This window comes from Corynebacterium confusum, assembly GCF_030408715.1.
GTDB classification, from domain to species: domain Bacteria; phylum Actinomycetota; class Actinomycetes; order Mycobacteriales; family Mycobacteriaceae; genus Corynebacterium; species Corynebacterium confusum.
Window position 1 is genome coordinate 2,068,081 of the sequence record NZ_CP047202.1, and the last position, 14,617, is coordinate 2,082,697.

The 14,617-nt window shown below is 65.3% G+C and carries 15 protein-coding genes; 5 read left to right on the forward strand and 10 right to left on the reverse strand.

Annotated elements, in window-relative coordinates; translation table 11 throughout:
* The first annotated feature begins 61 nt into the window (after positions 1-61).
* Positions 62-790: a phosphate signaling complex protein PhoU gene (gene phoU, locus CCONF_RS09610; protein WP_290223151.1), complete on the forward strand. Its 729-nt coding sequence runs from the start codon at positions 62-64 to the stop codon at positions 788-790.
* Between the two features lie 162 nt (positions 791-952).
* Here phoU and pstB read toward each other — a convergent pair whose 3' ends face one another.
* The 5 genes from pstB to mshD all read right to left on the reverse strand — a co-directional run bounded on the left by pstB (position 953) and on the right by mshD (position 6,320).
* Positions 953-1,726, reverse strand: coding sequence for a phosphate ABC transporter ATP-binding protein PstB (pstB, locus tag CCONF_RS09615; RefSeq protein ID WP_070768606.1), 774 nt, complete (start codon positions 1,724-1,726; stop codon positions 953-955).
* Between the two features lie 59 nt (positions 1,727-1,785).
* Positions 1,786-2,700 carry a phosphate ABC transporter permease PstA gene (gene pstA, locus CCONF_RS09620; protein WP_290223153.1) on the reverse strand — a complete coding sequence of 305 codons (915 nt, stop codon included), beginning with the start codon at positions 2,698-2,700 and terminating at the stop codon, positions 1,786-1,788.
* 20 nt (positions 2,701-2,720) lie between these two features.
* Positions 2,721-3,797, reverse strand: a complete 1,077-nt coding sequence (pstC, locus tag CCONF_RS09625) for a phosphate ABC transporter permease subunit PstC (RefSeq protein WP_290223156.1) — start codon at positions 3,795-3,797, stop codon at positions 2,721-2,723.
* 167 nt (positions 3,798-3,964) lie between these two features.
* A complete protein-coding gene (gene pstS / locus CCONF_RS09630) occupies positions 3,965-5,053 on the reverse strand; it encodes a phosphate ABC transporter substrate-binding protein PstS (RefSeq protein ID WP_290223159.1) in 1,089 nt (362 codons plus the stop codon).
* Between the two features lie 337 nt (positions 5,054-5,390).
* Positions 5,391-6,320, reverse strand: a complete 930-nt coding sequence (gene mshD, locus CCONF_RS09635; protein ID WP_290223161.1) for a mycothiol synthase — start codon at positions 6,318-6,320, stop codon at positions 5,391-5,393.
* A 32-nt stretch (positions 6,321-6,352) separates the two neighbouring features.
* Between mshD and CCONF_RS09640 the strand changes: the two genes are divergently transcribed.
* Entirely contained in the window at positions 6,353-7,171 is an 819-nt protein-coding gene (locus CCONF_RS09640; protein WP_290223163.1) for an LmeA family phospholipid-binding protein, read from the forward strand.
* 6 nt (positions 7,172-7,177) lie between these two features.
* On the opposite strand, the gene CCONF_RS09645 is transcribed toward CCONF_RS09640, so the two are convergent.
* Complete coding sequence (locus tag CCONF_RS09645; RefSeq protein ID WP_290223165.1) at positions 7,178-8,221, reverse strand: diacylglycerol/lipid kinase family protein; 1,044 nt, start codon at positions 8,219-8,221, stop codon at positions 7,178-7,180.
* Between the two features lie 93 nt (positions 8,222-8,314).
* Here CCONF_RS09645 and CCONF_RS09650 point away from each other — a divergent pair, with 93 nt between their 5' ends.
* Positions 8,315-9,043 carry a heme-binding beta-barrel domain-containing protein gene (locus CCONF_RS09650; RefSeq protein WP_290223167.1) on the forward strand — a complete coding sequence of 243 codons (729 nt, stop codon included), beginning with the start codon at positions 8,315-8,317 and terminating at the stop codon, positions 9,041-9,043.
* 9 nt (positions 9,044-9,052) lie between these two features.
* Here CCONF_RS09650 and CCONF_RS09655 read toward each other — a convergent pair whose 3' ends face one another.
* Positions 9,053-9,898, reverse strand: a complete 846-nt coding sequence (locus CCONF_RS09655) for an aminodeoxychorismate lyase (protein WP_290223169.1) — start codon at positions 9,896-9,898, stop codon at positions 9,053-9,055.
* A 62-nt stretch (positions 9,899-9,960) separates the two neighbouring features.
* Here CCONF_RS09655 and ygfZ point away from each other — a divergent pair, with 62 nt between their 5' ends.
* Both ygfZ and CCONF_RS09665 read left to right on the forward strand, forming a co-directional pair.
* A complete protein-coding gene (ygfZ, locus tag CCONF_RS09660) occupies positions 9,961-11,022 on the forward strand; it encodes a CAF17-like 4Fe-4S cluster assembly/insertion protein YgfZ (RefSeq protein WP_290223172.1) in 1,062 nt (353 codons plus the stop codon).
* A 194-nt stretch (positions 11,023-11,216) separates the two neighbouring features.
* The gene (locus CCONF_RS09665) at positions 11,217-11,426 is read left to right on the forward strand and encodes a DUF3073 domain-containing protein (RefSeq protein WP_290223174.1); all 210 of its coding nucleotides are present in this window, start codon (positions 11,217-11,219) and stop codon (positions 11,424-11,426) included.
* A gap of 72 nt (positions 11,427-11,498) precedes the next feature.
* Here the strand turns inward: CCONF_RS09665 and purM are convergent, their stop codons facing one another.
* From purM to CCONF_RS09680, 3 genes are all read right to left on the reverse strand, one after another.
* Complete coding sequence (gene purM, locus CCONF_RS09670; protein ID WP_290223177.1) at positions 11,499-12,560, reverse strand: phosphoribosylformylglycinamidine cyclo-ligase; 1,062 nt, start codon at positions 12,558-12,560, stop codon at positions 11,499-11,501.
* A gap of 28 nt (positions 12,561-12,588) precedes the next feature.
* Complete coding sequence (gene purF / locus CCONF_RS09675; RefSeq protein ID WP_290223180.1) at positions 12,589-14,097, reverse strand: amidophosphoribosyltransferase; 1,509 nt, start codon at positions 14,095-14,097, stop codon at positions 12,589-12,591.
* A 69-nt stretch (positions 14,098-14,166) separates the two neighbouring features.
* Entirely contained in the window at positions 14,167-14,562 is a 396-nt protein-coding gene (locus CCONF_RS09680; RefSeq protein ID WP_290223183.1) for a sterol carrier family protein, read from the reverse strand.
* Positions 14,563-14,617: the final 55 nt, after the last annotated feature.

Consider the following 14,617-nt stretch of genomic DNA (forward strand, 5'->3'; position numbering starts at 1 on the left):
GTATTGAAAAATACTAGTTCTTGACGGGCGTTCCCAATATACCTGCACTATACTGTTGGGCATGCGAATTGCCTACAGAGAGAAGTTAGATAACTTCGCGCACGACCTGATCCTGATGTGCGACACGGTTCAGGCGATCATGTCTCAGGCTTCGCGCGCACTTCTGACGGCCGCCCTGCAGCCGGCGGAAGACGGTCTGTCCCTGTCCGACGAGCTAGAAGAGCTGCGCACCCGGTGCGAAGAACGCGCCGTATCCCTCCTGGCATTGGAAAACCCCATGGCCAAGGACCTGCGCCAAGTGGTCTCCTCTATCTACATCGTGGAGGACCTCTACCGCATGGGCCAGCTGGCCAAGCACATTGCGAAGTCCGCGCGGCGCCGCCACCCCAACCACGTGGTCCCAGAAGAGTTCATGGGCTACCTAGAAGAACTCACCCGCCTGGTCGATGAGATGTGCTCGCGCACCCGCAACGCGCTAATCGATCCGGATCCCCATCTGGCCCTGGAGCTGGCTAGCGACGATGACGCGGTGGACGACATCAACCACCACCTCATCACCATCCTGACCCAGCGGGAGTGGAAGTACTCCACCCGCTCAGCCGTGGACCTGGCCATGCTCTCGCGCTTCTACGAGCGCTACGCGGACCACTGCGTCAACGTGGCCGCCCGCATCCTGTACCTGAGCACCGGTATGCTGCCGGACGAGTACCTGGCCCGCCGCGCCGACGAGGACCGCCGCCAGGACATGGAGGCCCACTTCGCCGCCCTGGAGCGCCAGTTCCGCCGCTAGGTCGGCTTCTCCCCCATGCCCGCCGCGCGTTTTGCGCGGCGGGTTTTTATACGACTAATCCCCCGGAACCAGGGCTCAACCTGGCGCCGGGGGATGAAGTCTTCAGCTCAGACAATCAAGTTTTAGCGCAGCGCACGGTGCGGCCGTGCGCGAGGAATCTCCTTAGCCGAAGCGGCCGGAGATGTAGTCTTCGGTTTCCTTCTTTTCCGGGTTCTCGAAGATCTTGGTGGTGTCGTTGAACTCCACCAGGTGGCCCGGCTTGCCGGTGGCCTCCAGGGAGAAGAAGCCGGTCTTGTCGGACACGCGGGAAGCCTGCTGCATGTTGTGGGTCACGATGACGATGGTGAATTCCTGCTTCAGCTCGTGAATCAGGTCCTCGACCGCCAGGGTGGAAATCGGGTCCAGGGCCGAGCAGGGCTCGTCCATGAGCAGCACCTCGGGCTCGACCGCAATGGCGCGGGCGATGCACAGACGCTGCTGCTGACCGCCGGAGAGGCCGCCGCCCGGCTTGTCCAGGCGGTCCTTGACCTCGTCCCAGAGGTTGGCGCCGCGCAGGGACTTCTCCGCGACCTCCTTGAGTTTCTTCTTGTTCTTCTCGCCGGACAGCTTCAGGCCGGCGACGACGTTGTCCTCGATGGACATGGTCGGGAACGGGTTGGCCTTCTGGAAAACCATGCCGATGGTGTTGCGCACGGAGACCGGGTCAACCTTGGAGTCGTAGATATTCTGGCCGTCCAGCAGGATCTCGCCCTTGACATAGGCACCCGGGATGACCTCGTGCATGCGGTTGAGGGTACGCAGCACGGTGGACTTACCACAGCCGGACGGGCCGATGAACGCAGTTACCGCCTGGGCCGGGATGTGCATGTTGACGTTCTGCACAGCGTGGAAGTCGCCGTAGTAGATATTGACGTCGTTGAGTTCGAGTTTGGACATCTTGTGCTCCTGAGTATGAGAGTTGTCGGTGAAAGTTCAGGCCGGGGAGACAGTGCGGGTTACTGCTTGACCGAGAACTTCGCGGAGATGATTCGGGCGGCAACGTTGAGCAGCGCGATGAGAAGGACCAGGGTGAAGGCGGCGCCCCACAGCTTGTCGAGGACAGCTTCGGTAACGCCGGCCTTGTACATGTCCAACATCATCAGTGGCAGCGAGGACATGGTGCCACTGGTCGGGTCCCACTTCAGAGCGCTGGTGGAACCGACCAGGATGAGGACCGGAGCGGACTCACCCATGATGCGGGCGATTGCCAGCATGACACCGGTGGCGATACCGGACAGTGCGGTCGGAAGAACAATCTTGGCGATGGTCTTCCACTTCGGCACGCCCAGGGCGTAGGAGGCCTCGCGCAGGTCCATCGGGACCACGCGAAGCATCTCCTCGGTGTTACGGACGACAATCGGAATCATCAGCAGCAACAGGGACCAAGCCAGGGCTAGACCGGAGCGGTCGAAGCCCATGACGCCGATCCAGGCGGCGTAGACGAACAGGGCGGCAACGATGGACGGGACACCGGACAGGATGTCCACCATGAAGGTCGTGATGCGGCCGAGCCAGCCACCGCGGGAGTACTCCACCAGGTAGATGGCGGTAAACACGCCAATCGGGACGGCGATGATGGTCGCCAGGCCAGCCTGGATGATGGTACCGACGATGGCGTGCAGCGCACCGCCGCCGGGCTGGTGGTACATGACGCCCAGCATGTCCTCGGTCCACCACCCCAGGTTCAAGGTGACGGGCAGGCCCTTGACGATGAGCTCCCAGAGCACCCACACCAGCGGGATGAGAGCGACAATCATGCTCAGGTAGATAAGGACGGTCGCCGCGCTGTTGGCGAACTTGCGCTTGCCCGAGATGTCGGTAAAGGCGTTGTATGTGGTCGAAACGTCAGAAGCAGCTACAGCATTAGACATTGTTTTTTATCCTCACTCTTCTACTTCTTGGAGACGATCGCGCGGGCAATGGCGTTGACGATGAACGTCAGCAAGAACAGCACCAGACCGGCGGCGATGTAGGCGCCCGCCTTAATCGGGTTGTTGAACTCGGGTGCCGCGTTCGCAATCGCGGTTGCGAAGGTGGTACCGCCATCGAACAGGGAGAAGCGGAACTCGGACGACGGGCCGACGACCATGTACAGAGCCATGGTCTCACCGAGCGCGCGGCCCAGGCCCAGCATGGCGCCGGAGATGTAGCCCGACAGGCCGAACGGCAGAACGGTCATGCGGACGACTTCCCAGCGGGTAGCGCCCAGGGCGAGGGCGGACTCGACCTGGCCCTTCGGGGTCTGGACGAAGACCTCACGCGCGGTGGCGGCGATAATCGGCAGAATCATCACGGCCAGCACGATGCCACCGGTGAACATGTTGCGGGCGGTGGCGAACGACGGCGAGTTCTCGTAGACGGTGAAGAGGAAGAACCCACCGGCCCAGCTGTGAATCCACTCGTAGAAGCCCGAGAGCACTGGGCCCAGTACCAGCCAGCCCCACAGGCCGTAAACGATGGACGGGACGGCGGCCAGCATGTCGACCAAGAAGCCCATTGGCTTGACCAGGCGCGCCGGCGCGTAGTTGGACAGGAAGATGGCCACGCCCAGTGCCACCGGCATGGCGATGATAAGAGCCAGCACCGACATGGTGACCGTGGCGGCGAACAGGTTCGGGATACCGAAGTACATTTCGTCCACGCTGGACGTGTCCCACGGACCCGTGTAGGTGAAGAAGCCGAGGTAGCCTTCGGCGTTGCGGTTCAGCGCGGGGACGGCACGGATAATCAGGAAGATGCCGATAGCCGCGATGAAGACGGTGATAAGGGTGGCGGACGCCGTGGAAAGAATCTCAAAGACGCGATCGCCCGGCCGCTTTACGCCGCCGGTCTTCACGCCTTCGGAAGTGCCCTGGGGTTCGTTGTCGGGTTGGCCCGCGGCGGTGGTCGTAGCCACGGAGTGGCCTTCCACGTTGCGGTCGTCGTCGAGCTTCTTATGCTCACCCGTTGTCGAGTTGTACTCAGCCATGTGGCGGGGATCCTTCAACTTGTAGGGTTTTTACGTGTGTCACATCTTCCCGCTTAACGGGAAGAACCCCCGACGGCGTAGAAAGCGGCCGGCGGGGGAAATTCAACCATCCGGAGCACCACCCCGCGCTACGGGCGGGGTGATGAACCAGTCAGTATGAGGATGTTTTAGGACGCCTGGATCTCGTCGACAGCCTTCTTCAGGCGGTCCAGGTGAGCACCGGTGACCGGGATGTGACCGGCCTCGGTCAGGCCCTCATCCTGGTGGTCCAGAGCGGCCTTCAGGAACTCCTTCAGCAGGGCTGCCTCGGACTCGTCGTAGCCGGCGGAGCAGACAATCTCGTAGGTGGTCAGGATGAGCGGGTAGGAACCCTCATCGGAGGAGGAGAACAGAGCCTCGGAGTTGACGACCATGTCGTTGCCCTCGGTCTCGAACTGCAGGTTCTCCAGAGCGGAACCGACGGTCTCCTCGGACAGCTCGGTCGCCCCAGCGCCGAAGTCGATATTGGCAACGCCCAGGCCGGCCTGCTCAGCGTGAGAGTGCTCGACGTAGGTGATGCCGCCGTCGATGCTGGAGACCTGGGTAGCAACACCGGAGGAGCCGTTGGCGCCCTCGCCGACCTCGGTCGGGAAGTTCTTGCCGCCCTCGTTGTCCCACTCTTCGGTGGCTTCGTGCAGGAACTTCTGGAAGTTGTCGGAGGTACCGGACTCGTCGGAGCGGTAGACCACGGAGATGCCGGTATCCGGCAGGTCAACGCCCTCGTTGTCAGCCTGGATAGCCTCGTCGTTCCACTTGGTGATGTCGCCCTTGAAGATCTTGGCAACGTTCTCGGTGGAAAGGTTCAGCTCGTCAACGCCCTCCAGGTTGTAGGCGATAGCAACCGGGCCGATGACGAACGGCAGGTGCCAAGCGTCGTTGCCGTTGCAACGGTCCTTAGCAGCCTCAACCTGCTCCTCCTCCAGCGGGGAGTCGGAACCGGCGAAGGTGACCTGGCCGTCGACGAACTGGGTACGGCCGGAGCCGGAACCGGTGGCGTTGTAAGCCAGGCTAGCGTCGCCGCCAGTGGTCTCCTGGAACTTGGAAGCGAAGTAGTCCATAGCGTTCTGCTGGGAGGAAGCGCCCTCACCAGTCAGCTCGCCGGAAACCTCGGTCTCGCCCTCAGCGGAGGAGTCAGAGTCGTTGCAGGCGACCAGAGCGGTAGAAGAAGCCGCGATGATGCCGAAGATTGCAGCGGTGCGCTTGAAATTGCGAATCACGGGAAACCTTTCCTGTGGAGATCAGATTCAACTTGATTGTCCGAGCACCTTTACCCGCGCGCTCCCACCCCATGGGACGGTGGAGCCGGGCTGACCTCCAGCGCGGTGGAACTGGCCTTAAAGCGGTGAACTAGTCCGCAGCGCAGTACCTCCGAGCCGTTAAGGCCTGGATACTCACAACACTTAAAGCTATCCAGACTTGGTTAACCCGAAAGGTGCCTTTCGGTTAACACTGAGTTAACAATCGTCCCACCATAGGTGATTCTACTCACCTTTCACGTTTCGATGTGTTTTTACCTGGCTTTGGTTTGGTTTTGGTCTGTTTTCGGCCCCTTGCCTACCCGTTCTTCACGCCGTAGACGCAGTGGCGCTCGGCCACCTCGAAGCCCGCCTTCTCGTAGGAGCGCACGGCCGCGGCGTTGTCCGCCTCCACGTACAGAATCACCTTGTCAGCACCCTTGTCCTGCATGCGCTGCAGGCCCAGGGCCAGCAGCGGCCGGGACAGCCCCTGGCCCCGGTAGGAGGCGGCCAGCCCGATGACGTAGACCTCGCCGAAGGACTCGTCCTCCTCGGTGGTTGCCGGGGAGTGCCATTTGGTCCAGTGGAAGCCGGCCAACGTCGGTTCCGCGCCGCGGGTATCCCACAGGAAGAGCACGTCCGCAGGGTCGAACCAGGAGTTGTCCTTGCCGCGCTCCAAGCGCTCGGCGTCCCAGCCACCCTGCTCCGGGTGCCAGCTAAACGCCTCGTTGTTGACGGCCAGCCAGGCTCGATCCACGGCAGCGGCCCCGAAGCGTTCGGCGGCCGCCGGGTAATCCAGGGACTGAAGGCCCGGCGCGTCGACGGCGGAAAAGGCCGCGGCGCTGGACAACAGATCCCCTTGGACGGCCATGACCAAGAGCTCGCGCTCTACCGCCCGGCCCGCGGCGGTGACCAGGTGCTGGGCCGCCGGCAGGTTGCCGTGCGCCCAGACCGGGCGGTCGCCGAGCTCGGCCAGCAGGGCCTTGCCCCCGCCGTGGCCGCGGTAGTCAGGGGCGACGAAGAGCTCGGCGCTGTCCCCGTCGTCGGCAGCCACCCCGGCCAGGTCCTCGCCCACCCAGAGCAGGGTGTGGGTATGCCCCAGGCGGGCGTCCTCCAGCCCCGCCAGGAACTGCTCGGACAGGGGTGCTACCCCGTCGGCCTGGGCGGCGTCGCGCGCCAAGGCGGCTACGGCGCGGGCCGTGGCGGCATCGTCGGGCAGGTGCGTGGTTTTAGTGCTAGTCGCTGTCATGGTTCCCAGGATAGTTTGCAACAATGGAGCATGTGACTGACGTTGTTGTGCCCGCCCGCGCCCGCAAGCCCCTCGCCTGGTTGCTGGGCATCGCCGCGGTGGGCGGGAGCCTGTTCGTGGTGGACTCCGGCTTCGCCATGCATGCGGAGCACTCCATCTCCCAGCGGGTCAAGGAAGAATCGAAGCTGGAAAACTCCCCCGAGGTCTACGTCGGGGGCATGCCCTACCTAGGGGCGGCGATAACCAACGAAATCCCGCTGATCGAGGTCAAATCCCTCGACGTGGAGGTGCCCCACTTAGGCATGATCAACGCGCAGACGACCCTGCGCGATATCACGGTCTCCGCCCACCAGCTGACCAGCGGCAACTTCGCCGGCACGCCGGTGTCGACCTTCTCGCGCGCCATCACCCTGGACGGCGTTGCACTTGGGCGCCTGTTGGACATCACGGACCTATCCATTGCCAACCCGGACAATATCTCGCCGACGGGTGGCATGGCCTCCGAGGCCGAGCTCACCGGCACCGTCGCCGGTGCGAAGGAGCCCACCCGGGTGCGCGTGACGCTGCGGCTGGTCGGCGAGCGCTTCTACATGCGTCCGGTGGAGATCCTGGAGCTGGCCGAGGGCACGAGCGAGGAAGAGGCCACCCGGGCCTTCGAGTTGGAGCTGGATACCCGGCAGCTGCCCCTGCCCGCCCAGGCCACCGCCGTGCGCCTGCAGGGCGGCGGCATAACCTTCGAGACCCAGCGCCGCAACACCCACCTGCAGCCCGGGCAGCTCGCCCCCATCGAGATCGCCGGGGACTACGACTCAGACGGCCGCGAGGTCAACGACGTAAATTCCGGCGCCTAGCCGCGCCTACTTAATCCGGATCAGATCCCGCAGGATCTCCTTGAGGCTGCGCCTGTGCGGCTCGCCGGCCTCCTGCGGGGCGAAGACCTCGAGGGCATCCGGCACCGACTTAAGCTGGACCCGGGTGTGCGTGCCCTCGGATTCCCCGTCCGCCTGGAAGCGGTGCGGGGTCGGGCAGCTCAGCGTCACCGCGGTGGCGTCGTCGAATTGCAAAGTGCGCGCGCTGGTGACCTTGTTGAGCCAGCGGCGGTGATCCACGCCGATGAGGTGCAACATGCCCACCAGGCCGGACACGCCCTGCAGGCTGCTCAGCCCGAACAGGCCCAGGCCCTCGTCGAAGGAGTTGCGCGGGTTGGTCACCATGGGCAGCGGGCCCAGGAAAGTCCACGGGTTGGTATTCGAGGCCAGCATCAGGGGAACGTTCTCGTGTTCCCAGCGTTTGCCGTCATTACCCTCTGCGACCACGTTGATGCGCGGCGGCCGGCGCAGCGCACGCGTGTAGGCGCGCACCCCGATGACCAGGTAGCGCAGCGGCGTGGCCGCAAAGCCGCGCTCGCGGGCCCGGTCCACGCGCGCTAGGACGTCGGCGTCCAGCCCGAACCCCGCGTTCACGGCGAACCAGCGGTCGTCCCAGGCGCCCAGGCAAATGGTGCGGGTGCTGTTGCGGTCAAGCAGCCGGGCCAGCACATGGGACGCGTCTACGGCGCCGGCGGGAAAGCCCAGCGCGCGCACGAAGACGTTGGCCGAGCCGGTCGGGATGATCGCCAGCACGGGCAGCTCCTCCGGGTGGGGCCGTTGCGCGGGATCTTCCGCGGTGCCGAGCAGGCCGTTGACGATCTCGTTGACGGTGCCGTCGCCGCCCATGGCGATGACCGCGTCAAAGTCTGAGCGGCGCATGCCGGCCACCATCTGCTCCGCATGCCCTGGGTACTGGGTCATCCGGGCCTCCATGGACAGCCCGGGCACCGCCCGCAGCGCCGGCACGACCTGCCGCAGCAGGCCGGCGTTCTGGCTCGTAGAGTTCGGGTTCAAAATTAATAGGGCACGCACACACCACACTCTATAGACCTGGCCCGGGTTTCGCTGTCCTTCTCCCCCGCCCAACCACGCAGTGCCGACGCGCAGTTAGCTAGGATCGAGGGCATGACTGAGCGAAACGAACATTCCGAAACTCCCGAGAACACCACCCCGGCCGGCGAGCCGACTCCGGACACGGCCGCCGATGCCGCCGCGGCGAACACCGGCTCCAACGGCAAGCTCAACGGCAACACCGCCGTAAACCACGCCGCCGAGGCCTGGAAGGACGCCTCTTCCCGCAACATCCCGGCCCCGGACTTCGCCAAGATCCCGGTCTCGGAGGACACTGCCAACCTGCGCCAGGGCCCGTCCCTGCACGACGGCCTGCTGGCCCTGCTGCCGCTGGTGGGCGTGTGGCAGGGCGAGGGCCAGGCGCACGACACCGACGGCAACGAATACACCTTCGGCCAGCGCCTGATTATCGCCCACGACGGTGAGAACTACCTGTCCTTTAGCTCCCGGACCTGGAAGATCGATTCCGAGGGCAAGCCGGGTGAGGCCGACGTCCGCGAGTCCGGCTTCTGGCGCATCTCCGCCAAGGATGAGATCGAGATGACCTACACGTCCTCGACCGGCATCGTCGAAATCTTCTACGGCGAGCCCTTCAACGAGCGCGCCTGGCAGCTCGAGTCCGCCTCGACCATGGTCACCGAGACCGGCCCGAAGAACCTGGGCCCGGGCAAGCGCATGTACGGTCTCATGCCCAACAACAACCTGGGCTGGGTCGACGAGCGCCTCGTCGACGGCGAGATGCGCCCGTACATGTCCGCCGAGCTTTCCCGCGTCGCCGGCTAGCTAATCGCGCTACGATGCCACCGCGGCATCGATGAGCGCGCGGATTTCCTCCGCGTTGTCCGGGGCCGCCAGCTTGGTCCCGTTCAGCGAGCGGACCCGCACCCCAGTGCGCACCGAGGAGACCAGCCAGACCGAGTCCGAGCGCTGCAGGTAGCCCAGGTCCATCTCCTTGGCCTTGCAGTTATAGCCGCGCTCCTCGGCCAGCGCGAAGATCGCCGCCTGCGTGGTGCCCGGCAGGATCCCCGGGGCCTTGGGCGTACGCAGCTTCTTCCCGCGCACCGCCACGACCGTCGAGGTGGCCCCCTCCAGCACCAGTCCGCTGTCCGGGTGGGTATAGATGACGTCGTCGTAGCCGTCGTGGCGAGCCTGGCGCAGCGTGGCTAGCGTCGCGGCGTAGTTCAGAGTCTTGGCTAGCACCTTGTCATCCGCCTGCCAGCGCCGCGGGGTCGCCCACACCCGCACTCCCTTCGCCCGCTGGGCTATAACGTCCGCGCCGATGGGCTGGACCACGACCCACGCCGTCGGCACCCCGGTCGAGGCCCGCCCCCGCGAATAGGTCCAGGTGCACTTGGCTTCCTCCGCGTCGAATTCACTCGCGGCCAGCGCGGTGGCCTCCAGCCACTTATCCAGGCACGGTTCCGGCAACCCTAGGGCGCGGGCGGAGCGAGCGAAACGCTGCGCGTGCCGCTCGGTGTTGCGGGCCTTGCCGTCCCTAATGAGCAGGGACTCGAAGACCCCGTCGCCCCGCGTGACGGCCGCGTCATCCCAAAAGACCAGCGGCAGGGAGGGGTTGTGGCGGCGGATCGATCCCCCGAAGGGCTCGACCACGTAGATTACGGGCGCAGGTTGTAGCATGCCCATAATTATGCCCGGTCCGACCTAGCCAAGCAGGCGAATGGCGCGTTACGATGGCAATTGTGAGTTATTCTTCTGTTCTTCTTCAGCGCTCCGGCGCTGCCGAATTCCAGTCAGAAACACCGCTCGATGCCGCCGGGGTCGCGTGGCATTACGGAAACCCCCTGGGCGAACAACGCGCTGCCCAGTCCGGCGCCATCGTCGTGGACCGCAGCCACCGCAGGTTCTTGCAGGTCAGCGGCCAGGACTCCGCGGAGTTCCTCAACAACCTCCTCTCGCAGAAGCTGGACGATGTCCCCGTCGGCTACAGCTCCACGGCCCTGGATCTGGACATCCAGGGCCACATCCTGCACCAAGCGGACATCACGCGGACGGAGGAAGGCTTCTTCCTCGACCTGCCCGCGGGCCAAGCAGACAGCCTGCGCGATTTCCTGACCAAGATGGTGTTCTGGTCCCAGGTAGAAATCACGGAGCCGGACTACGCCCTGCTGACCGTCCTGGGCGACGGCGAGGTAGCAGACCCCGCGGCCACCGTTTTTAGCCGGGAAGTCGACTGGCCGGGCATCCGTCGGCGCGACCTCGTCGTCCCGCGCGCGGAGCTAGCCACCGCCGTCGCGGAACTGGAAGCGGCCGGTCTCCCCTTGGCCGGGCTGATGGCGTATACCGCCGAGCGCATCCGCGCCCGCGAGCCGGAGCTGGCCGTGGACCTGGACAACAAGTCCATCCCCCACGAGGTTCCGCACTGGATCGGCCGCGGCGATCACGCCGGCGCCGTGCACCTGAACAAGGGCTGCTACCGCGGGCAGGAGACCGTGGCGCGCGTTGAAAACTTGGGCCGCTCGCCCCGCCTGCTGGTACTGCTGCACCTGGATGGCTCGTCCCCGCAGCTGCCCGAGCCCGGCACAGACATCACCTTCGGCGGCCGCCGCGTGGGGCGGATGGGTTCCATCGTCGACGACTGCGACTTCGGCCCCATCGCCTTAGGCTTGGTCAAACGTTCCGCCCTGGATTCCGGGCAGCTGACCATCGGCCAGGCCGCCGCCAACCTCGATCCGGATTCCATCCCCACCGCCGAGGGGCCGAAGGCCGGACGCGCGGCCATTAACAAACTGCGGGGGAAGTAGAGTCACCCGTTTAGAAGACCTAGTGAGAAAACCTTAAGTCTCTCACTAGGCCATTTGCCCTGCCTTAGGGGGTCGTGCGGAATTTTTTTGACGCACCGGCTATTGTGTCTTACAGGAAGATACTCAAATGACAAGCCGATGGGGCCATCCGAAACCCTGGATCGTGCCCTACACACCTCAAGGGGGTCATGCACATGGGACGCGGACGCGCGAAGGCAAAGCAGACCAAAGTTGCACGCCAGTTGAAGTACAATTCTCCGGAGATGGACTTGGATTCGCTCCAGCGCGAGCTAGCCTCCAAGAAACCGGGCGATGGATGGGGCCGAGAGGATGAAGAAGACGACCGCTACGAAGACCCATACGCCGACTACATCGACGACTGGGACGACGAAGCCAAAGGTTAACCCCTAAAAACGCCACAACGCCGCCGGCGACCAAGCCTTGGTCACCGGCGGCGTTGGTGTATCTAAGGGCCGCTAGAAGTTCGGGTGGTTGCCGGTCACGACGACGCGGGGCTCGCCCTCGGCAGACTTGCGCACCTCGCCCAGCTCCCAGGCATCCAGGTGGCGGGCCGTGAGCATGGCCAACGCGCGGTCGCGGTCCTCGGCGGAGACGACCGCCACCATGCCGACACCCATGTTGAAGGTCTTTTCCATCTCGGACAGCTCGACCTTGCCCACCGAGGAGATGGTGCGGAAGATCTGGCCCGGGGTCCAGGTGGAGCGGGCCACGTGCGCGGTCAGCCCCTCCGGGATGACGCGCTCGAGGTTGCCGGCCAGGCCGCCGCCGGTGACGTGGCAGAACGTTGCCACGTGGCACTCCGCGGCCAGCGCCAGGCAATCCTGGGCGTAGATGCGGGTCGGGATGAGCATCTCCTCGCCCAGCGTGCGGCCGAGCTCGTCCATGTACCCGTCCAGCGGCAAGCCCGCCTGCTCCAGTAGCACGTGGCGGGCCAGAGAGTAGCCGTTGGAGTGCAGCCCGGACGCCCCCATCGCGATGAGCACGTCGCCGTCGCGGACCTTGTCCGGCCCCAGCACGTTATCGGCCTCGACCACGCCCACGGCGGTGGCGGAGACATCGTAATCGTCGACCTCCATCACGCCCGGGTGCTCGGCGGTCTCGCCGCCCAGCAACGCGGCGCCGGCCTGCACGCAGCCCTCGGCGATGCCGGCCACGATCTCCGCGACCTTTTCGGGAACGACCTTGCCGACGGCGATGTAGTCCTGCAAAAACAGCGGCTCGGCGCCGCAGACCACCAGGTCATCGACACACATGGCCACCAGGTCGATGCCGATGGTGTCGTGCTTGTCCATTGCCTGGGCCACGGCCAGCTTCGTGCCCACGCCGTCCGAGCCCGCCGCTAGGATGGGCTCCTTGTAGTCGCCGAGCTTGAACAGGCCGGCGAACCCGCCCAGACCGCCCATGACCTCCGGGCGGGTAGCGCGCTTGGCGTGCGGGGCGAACAGCTCCACCGCGCGGTCGCCGGCGGCGATGTCCACGCCAGCGGCGGCGTAAGTGTTGTCAGTGGTATCGGTCATAGCGAAAGTTTCATTCCTTGGGGTCTTTTTAAGAGTTCTGGCTCATAAGCGTACGCACGGCCTCCGCGTTGGGGTTACCGGCCGGCAGGCCCAGCGGGTAGTGACCGTCAAAGCAGGCGGCGCACAGCTGGCTGCGTGGTTGCTCGGTCGCCGCGATCATCTCATCCACGCTGACAAAGCCCAGGCTGTCGGCGCCGATGGCCTCGCAAATGGTCTGGCAGATGACCTCCGGGTCATCGCTCGGCGCGACGTTGGCGATGAGCTCGCCCGGGGAGGCAAAATCGATGCCGTAGAAGCACGGCCACTTCACCGGCGGGGAGGCGATCCGCACGTGGACCTCGGCCGCGCCGGCCTCCCGCAGCATGCGGATGAGGGCGCGCTGGGTGTTGCCGCGGACGATGGAGTCATCCACCACCACCAGCTTCTTGCCGGCGATGACCTCCTTGAGCGGGTTCAGCTTGAGCCGGATACCCAGCTGGCGCAGGGTCTGTGTGGGCTGGATGAACGTGCGACCCACGTAGGCGTTTTTTACCAGGCCGTGGGCGAAGGTGATGCCGGATTCGCGGGCGTAGCCGACCGCGGCTGGGTTGCCGGACTCCGGCACCGGGATGACCAGGTCGGCGTCTTCGGCCGGAAACTGGTGGGCCAGGCGGCGGCCGATGTCCACACGGGTCTCGTTGACCGAGCGCCCAGAGATCTGGGTATCGGGGCGGGCCAGGTAGACGTATTCGAAGACGCAGCCGTGGCGGGTGGGCTCGACGAATTTCTCGGCGCGGATCCCGGTCTCGTCGATGGCGACGAGCTCGCCCGGCTCGATTTCCCGGATGAACTGCGCGCCCACGATGTCGAGTGCACAGGTCTCGGAGGCGACCACGAAGCCCTGCGGCAAGCGGCCCAGGGCCAGCGGCCGCACGCCGTGGCCGTCGCGGGCGGCGTAGAGGGTGTGGCCGTCGGTGAAGGTCAGGCAGAAAGCGCCCTGAACGCGGGGCAGCAGCTGGCGGGCGGATTCGAAAACGGAGGTCTCGTCATTGACGCCGTCGCCCAGCAACATGGACAGGCACATCGAGTCGGAGACCGACTCCTCGTGCGGCTTAATCAGCCCGCGGTCCACGGCCTCCTGGCGCAGCTCCAGGTAGTTGACCAGGTTGCCGTTGTGGCCGAGCGCGATATCCACCCCGTTGGAGGACGCGCCGAACATCGGCTGCACGTTGGACCATTCCTTGCCACCGGCGGTGGAATAGCGGGTGTGCCCGACGGCCACGTTGCCCTGCAAGGAGCTCAGGATGGACTCGTCGAAGATATTGGCCACGAGCCCCATGTCTTTGAAAACCACCAGGCGGTCATCATCCCCGACCGCCATGCCGGCGGCCTCCTGGCCGCGGTGCTGGAGGGCGAAAAGCCCGAAATAGGTAAGCTTGGAAACCTCTTCTCCCGGGGCCCAGACGCCGAAGACGCCGCATTCTTCCCGCGGAGAGGTCTCGCCGTGATCGTCGAGATTAGTGAGGCCAGTTGTCTGAAGTGAGTTGACGGCTTCCACGCCGGTTATCTTAGTCGTTTAGCCAGTCCGGCACTAATACCCGGCCGCCCTCGTGCCCGCTTGCGTGGCTCAGCGGCCCAGCGGGATGACGGGCAGCCACTCCGCGATCTCCGCGGCGCGGGAGCCGGAAGCATCAACCTGCCCTGCGTCGACGGCGGCTTGCCAGCTGGTATGCCCGGTGGCCAAACGCAGCCACGTGCGCGGATCCGTCTCCACGACATTGGGTGGGGTGCCGCGGGTGTGGCGCGGGCCCTCAATACACTGGACGGCCACGAACGGGGGTACCCGCAGCTCCACCGAGTGCCCCGGCGCGTCCTGCTCCACCAACCGGGCCGTGTTGCGTACCGCCTGCGCCAGCGTGGCCCGGGCCGGCCGCTCCGCGGTCTCCGGGTTGTCTTCCCGGATCCACTCTGCCAAAGCCTCGACGGCCGCGCGCGCCGCGGCGGGATCTGCCTTCTTTGCCATGCCGCCCAGTCTAGTCGCCGCCAAGCCGGCGCTGCCCGCGCACAGCCTTCTGCCT